This is a genomic window from Peptoniphilus duerdenii ATCC BAA-1640 (assembly GCF_000146345.1).
Lineage (GTDB): Bacteria > Bacillota > Clostridia > Tissierellales > Peptoniphilaceae > Peptoniphilus_B > Peptoniphilus_B duerdenii.
In genome coordinates, this window is the sequence record NZ_GL397071.1 from 693,306 (window position 1) to 699,473 (window position 6,168).

Sequence of the window (6,168 nt, forward strand, 5' to 3'; positions counted from 1 at the left end):
CATAGGTAGGTTGTAGCAAATTTTAAAGATTATATTTACTGGAATTTAAATGGTGTTAAATCTGTATATGGACTTTTAATTTTGCATAGTATGAACAACAATCAGGCGAAGCCGTGGTATAGTAATGTTTCCAATAGAGTACCCGTAGCGGAACCTTCCAGGTTCCACAGCCGAGAGGCGTAAATTCTTTAAAATATATAAATGATTAAAATTTATCGAGCGTTAAATTTTCCAACTGGTCATCCTGAGCGGAAAAGGCGAAAGCCTTTGGAGTCGAAGGATCTGACCTATATTTAACCCATCTACTCCAAAAAATATTAAAAATACCCTCCCAACTACAGTCACCAATACTTAACCTCACCAAGGTTATACCCATTCGACTACGGGTGTCGGTACCTCCACCCTCCGCTCAGGGTGACTGTCTTCCTCTGGAATTTAAAGAGTTACCTCCCAACTACAGTCACCCTGAGCGAACGCAGTGAGTCGAACGGGTATAACTTCAGAGGGTCAAGTCTTTGCAAATAAACCCAATAAAAATAAAAACTAATGCTCTACATAGAGCATCAAAAATAAATAAAAAAACAAATGCTATAGCAGACTGTTTCATCCAATCAGCTACGCCTCTTGGGAAACAGGTTGCATCACACCTACTAAGACTCACTACGTTCGTCAAGTTAGGTGTAGAACGTATAGCATGAACTTAAAAATTCTTTACAATTATATTTTTATATTTTTAACATTTCCAATTTTTCCACACAAAAAATTTCTTTAATTAAATTTAATATTATAACAAATTTTACACAAAAATATTTTTAAATAAATATCTGAATTATCAATAAAAATTTTCAATATCACTAGAAAATAGGACATCTTTGTGATAAGCTTTAAGCAATGATTGATATTATCAATTACATAAAAATTATTGATAATAAATTTAGATTTTAGGGTGATGAAAATGAATTTGATCCAAGCACCAATTGGAGAAGAATTTGAAATTGTAAGAATCAGACAGAAAGATTCTGAAAGAGAAAAGGAGGACAGGCACTTAACAAACTTAGGTTTCGTTGAAGGTGCCAAGATTACTGTAATTTCAGAGACTGAAGGGAATCTTATAATTCGAGTTAAGGGTACCAGAATTGGTATCGGAAAAGATATTGCTAGAAAGATCATTGTTAGATAGGAGGTAATTTATGACGCTTAGAGAAGCGAAGGTAGGCTCCCACTACAGAGTATTAAGAATCGGTGGAAAGGGACCGCTTAAGAGAAGAATTATGGACATGGGTATTACGAAAGGTGCAGAATTATTCGTTCGTAAAGTTGCACCACTAGGTGATCCTGTTCAGATCAACCTTAGAAACTATGAGCTCAGTATCAGAAAGGAAGACGCTGACCTTATAGAAGTAGAAGAAATGTAATTTAAAAGAGATATTAGAGGAAAGAGGATTAATATGAAAATCACAATTGCATTGGCAGGTAATCCTAACAGTGGAAAGTCCACTCTTTTCAATGCTCTTACAGGCTCAAACCAATATGTAGGTAACTGGCCAGGGGTAACTGTTGAAAAGAAGACAGGACTTTACAAAAAAGAAAAGGATGTTGCCATCACAGACTTACCAGGCATCTATTCACTTTCTCCATATACACTTGAAGAAGTGGTATCTAGAGATTACTTAATCAATGAAAAAGTAGATGTAATTATTGACGTAGTAGACGGAACCAATATAGAAAGAAACTTGTACCTTGCAACACAACTTAGTGAGCTTGGTATTCCACTAGTAATCGCACTTAACATGATGGACGTGGTTAGAAAGAATAAAGACTATATTGATGTAGCACAAATCGAAAAGAGACTCGGATGTAAAGTTGTAGAAATCTCTGCCCTTAAAGGGGAAAATATAGATCATCTTGTAGAAGTTGCTAAATCATTTAAAGGTCAAAAGACTGAAGAGATGAAAACTTTTGGCGAAGATGTAGAAAAATATTTAACAGAAATCGAAGAAGCTGTAGCATCTATTAAAGAACACAAATCTAAAAGATGGATTGCTATAAAACTTTTTGAAAACGACGAAAAGATCAGAAAAGAAATTAAGATTTCTGCTGAAGAAGGAAAAAAAGTTGATGAAATCATCGCAAGAGCTGAAAAAGAAATGGGCGATGACGGCGAAGGTATCATTACCGACGAAAGATATAACTATGTAGCACAAGTTACAAGAGATACAGTTAAAAAGACCAGAACTGGCATGACTAAATCTGACAAGATAGATAAAATAGTAACCAATAGATTTTTAGCAATTCCTATATTTGTAGTCGTAATGACACTTATCTATCTAGTTGCAGTTAAATTTGTCGGCGGACCAGTTAACGATTGGTGGGCAGATAAAGTTCTAGGAGAAACTATACCAGGATTCTTAGATGAATTCCTATCAACTCACGGAGCTTCACCAATGGTATCATCTCTACTAGCTAACGGAATCGTAGGCGGTGTTGGAGCTGTACTAGGTTACTTACCAGTAATCGCAACAATATTCTTACTTGTATCCATCCTTGAAGACGTAGGATACATGGCAAGAATTGCATTTATCCTAGACAGAATATTTAGAAAATTCGGTCTATCTGGAAAGAGTTTTATACCTATCCTTATCGGTACCGGATGCTCAATCCCAGGTATCATGGGTACAAGAACCATCGAAAACGAAAACGATAGAAAGATGACCATCACCGTTGCATCATTTATGCCTTGCGGAGCCAAGACAGAAATCATAGCAATGTTCGGAGCAATTTTAGGTGGAGTTTGGTGGTATGCACCACTTTGGTACTTCGCAGGAATCCTAGCTGTAATTATCTCTGGGGTAATCCTAAAGAAGACCAGTCGATTCCAAGGAGATCCAGCACCATTCGTAATGGAACTTCCAGAATATCACGCACCAAGTTTATCAAACGTTGGAAAAGCAACTCTACACAGATGTAAAGCATTCATAATAAAAGCGGGAACACTAATCCTACTTTGCTCACTAGTCATCTGGGCACTATCAAGCTTCACAACTAGCGGACAATTTATAGACTTTAACGAAGACGCACAAGAATCTATCCTATCATTCGTAGGAAACAAAATAAAATTCCTATTTGCACCACTAGGATTCGGAGATTGGATGGCAACAGTAGCTACATTCTTCGGACTAGCAGCAAAAGAAGTCGTAGTAGGTACCTACGGAGTAGTATCAGGAATAGGAGCAGATGCAGATGCAGATTCATTAAAAGATGTAATTCTTACAAACTTCAATACAGTATCCATGTTCTCATTCATACTATTTAACCAATTGACTCTACCATGCTTCGGAGCACTAGGAGCAATAAAAGAAGAAATGGGATCTTCAAAATGGTTTAGATTTGCGCTTATATATCAATTATGCTTCTCATACTCAATAGCATTTATGGTATATCAAATAGGCTCAGTACTAGTACTAAAGACAGGATTTAACATAGAAACAGCTATAGCATGTGTAATCCTTGTAGTATACATGTACCTACTATTTAGACCGAACAAATATAGAAAAGGAAGCTTAGAACCTAACTATTCAGTTAAATAAAATAAAAAGAAGGAAAGAAAATGAGACCAATAGATTTTATAATAATAGCAATCGTACTAGTAGCAGTGTACTTCGCAATAAGACATGTAAAGAAGAACAAAGGAACCTGCGATTGTGGCTGCTCATGTGGTTGTAGCGAATGCCATGAACATGACATGGAAGTAAAAAAACATTAAAATCGACAAAAACGCACAAAAACTATAAAATTGCTTGTAAAATAGACAGATTTATAGTAAAATAATAGGGTCAACTGAAGGTTTGACCAGAAACTAAAGGCTTAATAGTAAATTAAGCCTTTTTATAAACCATTTTAGGAGGTGTTTTAATGGCTGACCGTATTGTTCTTGAATGCACTGAATGTAAACAAAGAAATTATGTAACTTATAAGAACAAAAAAACAAATACTGAAAGACTAGAGCGTAGTAAATACTGCAAGTTTTGTAAAAAACATACTGCTCACAAAGAAACGAAATAAGGAGTGATATGATGGCACAACCAGTTGTAAAAACAAACGAAACGAAAGATACCAACAAGTATCTACGTGGAGTAAAATCTGAATTCAAAAAAGTTGTGTGGCCTACAAAAGAACAAGTAATAAAATACTCCACAGTAGTAATAGTAGTAAGTATTTTATCAGCTCTCGTTCTATCAGCATACGATGAAATAGTATATTTCATAATAAAGCTGATTGTAGGTAGATAAGATGTCAGATGATGTTTTAAGAGAGAATACTGCAAAATGGTATGTAATCCACACATATTCTGGACATGAAAACAAAGTAAAAGCAAACATGGAAGCCATGGTCCAAAACAGACACATGGAAGATGTAATACTTGACATACAAGTTCCAATGGAAGAGTATGTAGAAGAAAAAGATGGAGTAGCAAAATCAAAAGAAAGAAAGCTATTTCCATCATATGTCCTAGTGAAGATGATAATGAATGACGAAACCTGGTACTTAGTGAGAAACACTAGAGGAGTAACAGGATTTGTAGGACCTGGATCTAAACCAGTTCCACTATCAGACGAAGAAGTCTTAGCCCTAGGAGTAGCAGATAAGAAAGAATTCTTCGGAGGATTCGAAGTAGGCGAAAGCGTAAAAGTAAAAGACGGTCCATTCGAAGACTTCGTAGGCGTAATAGACGCCATGAGCTACGAAAAAGGAAAAGTAGACGTAGTCATCTCAATGTTTGGAAGAGATACCAAAGTTGAACTAAGTTTCAATCAAATAGTAAAGATTTAAAAAAATAAGTGGGAGGGTAACCCCGCAAAACCACAGGAGGTAAAAAATGGCAAAGAAAGTCATAGCATTAGTAAAATTACAAATCCCTGCAGGAAAGGCAACACCAGCACCACCAGTTGGTACAGCACTTGGTCCTCACGGAGTAAACATAATGGAGTTTACAAAGCAATTTAACGCAAAAACCCAAGACCAAGCTGGAATGATTATTCCTGTAGTATTAACAGTATATCAAGATAGAACCTTTAGCTTTATAACTAAGACACCACCAGCAGCAGTGCTAATTAAAAAAGCAATCAACCTAAACTCAGGTTCAGGAGAACCAAACAAGAAAAAAGTTGGTAAAATTAAAAAAGCACAAGTAGAAGAAATCGCAAAACTAAAGATGGAAGACTTAAACGCTGCATCTGTAGAAGCTGCAATGTCAATGATCGCAGGAACTGCAAGAAGCATGGGTGTAGAAGTTATTGATTAGTGGGAGAATCTAAATTCGCAAGAACCACAGGAGGTAAAAATGGCAAAAAAAGGAAAAAATTATTTAGAAAGTATAAAGCTTTACGATAAACACAATCTATACGATGCAAAAGAAGCATTAGAATTAGTGCAAAAAACCGGAAAAGCAAAATTTGATGAAACAGTTGAACTATCAGTAAGACTGGGAGTAGACCCAAGACAAGCAGATCAACAAGTAAGAGGAACAGTAGTACTACCACACGGAACAGGTAAGACAATAAGAGTACTAGTACTAGCAAAAGGACCAAAAGTAGAAGAAGCACTAAACGCAGGAGCTGACTACGCAGGTGGAGAAGAATACGTAGAAAAAATCCAAAAAGAAAACTGGTTTGAATTCGACGTAGTAATAGCAACCCCTGACATGATGGGAGTAGTAGGAAAGATCGGACGTGTCCTAGGACCAAAAGGATTAATGCCTAACCCAAAATCAGGAACAGTAACATTCGAAGTAGAAAAAGCAGTACAAGATACCAAAGCAGGTAAGATTGAGTACAGAGTAGACAAGCAAGCAATAATAAACGTACCAATCGGAAAAGTATCATTTGGAACAGAAAAGCTACAAGATAACTTCCAAGCAGTAACACAAGCTATAATCAAAGCAAAACCAGCATCAGCAAAGGGACGTTACCTAAAATCAGTAACAGTAGCATCTACAATGGGACCTGGAATTAAAATAAACGGTCAAAAATTAATCGAAAACTAAAATGGAAAGAGGCAAAAGCCTCTTTTTTTATTTTTTGTAAAAGATTTATCCTGTAGCGGAAGCATCTTGCTTCCATAACCAGATATGCTCTACATGGAAAACCCTAAGGGAAACAGTCACCCTGA

Annotated in this window: 9 protein-coding genes; all 9 read left to right on the top strand. The window is 36.1% G+C overall.

The window, feature by feature from the left end:
* Nucleotides 1–955 precede the first annotated feature (955 nt).
* The 9 genes from HMPREF9225_RS03110 (at nucleotide 956) to rplA (ending at nucleotide 6,043) form a co-directional block, all read left to right on the top strand.
* Nucleotides 956–1,180, top strand: a complete 225-nt coding sequence (locus HMPREF9225_RS03110) for a FeoA family protein (RefSeq protein ID WP_023059178.1) — start codon at nucleotides 956–958, stop codon at nucleotides 1,178–1,180.
* A gap of 10 nt (nucleotides 1,181–1,190) precedes the next feature.
* Nucleotides 1,191–1,415: a FeoA family protein gene (locus HMPREF9225_RS03115; protein WP_008901482.1), complete on the top strand. Its 225-nt coding sequence runs from the start codon at nucleotides 1,191–1,193 to the stop codon at nucleotides 1,413–1,415.
* 33 nt (nucleotides 1,416–1,448) lie between these two features.
* Entirely contained in the window at nucleotides 1,449–3,587 is a 2,139-nt protein-coding gene (gene feoB / locus HMPREF9225_RS03120) for a ferrous iron transport protein B (RefSeq protein ID WP_008901483.1), read from the top strand.
* A gap of 20 nt (nucleotides 3,588–3,607) precedes the next feature.
* Nucleotides 3,608–3,763 (top strand): FeoB-associated Cys-rich membrane protein, encoded by a 156-nt coding sequence (locus tag HMPREF9225_RS10025; RefSeq protein ID WP_008901484.1) that lies wholly within the window; start codon nucleotides 3,608–3,610, stop codon nucleotides 3,761–3,763.
* 149 nt (nucleotides 3,764–3,912) lie between these two features.
* The gene (gene rpmG, locus HMPREF9225_RS03125) at nucleotides 3,913–4,062 is read left to right on the top strand and encodes a 50S ribosomal protein L33 (RefSeq protein ID WP_008901485.1); all 150 of its coding nucleotides are present in this window, start codon (nucleotides 3,913–3,915) and stop codon (nucleotides 4,060–4,062) included.
* A gap of 8 nt (nucleotides 4,063–4,070) precedes the next feature.
* Nucleotides 4,071–4,289, top strand: a complete 219-nt coding sequence (secE, locus tag HMPREF9225_RS03130) for a preprotein translocase subunit SecE (protein ID WP_036746780.1) — start codon at nucleotides 4,071–4,073, stop codon at nucleotides 4,287–4,289.
* A gap of 1 nt (nucleotide 4,290) precedes the next feature.
* Nucleotides 4,291–4,830: a transcription termination/antitermination protein NusG gene (gene nusG / locus HMPREF9225_RS03135; protein ID WP_008901487.1), complete on the top strand. Its 540-nt coding sequence runs from the start codon at nucleotides 4,291–4,293 to the stop codon at nucleotides 4,828–4,830.
* Between the two features lie 46 nt (nucleotides 4,831–4,876).
* Nucleotides 4,877–5,302, top strand: a complete 426-nt coding sequence (rplK, locus tag HMPREF9225_RS03140; RefSeq protein WP_008901488.1) for a 50S ribosomal protein L11 — start codon at nucleotides 4,877–4,879, stop codon at nucleotides 5,300–5,302.
* A 39-nt stretch (nucleotides 5,303–5,341) separates the two neighbouring features.
* A complete protein-coding gene (rplA, locus tag HMPREF9225_RS03145; RefSeq protein ID WP_008901489.1) occupies nucleotides 5,342–6,043 on the top strand; it encodes a 50S ribosomal protein L1 in 702 nt (233 codons plus the stop codon).
* The last annotated feature ends 125 nt before the right edge of the window (nucleotides 6,044–6,168 follow it).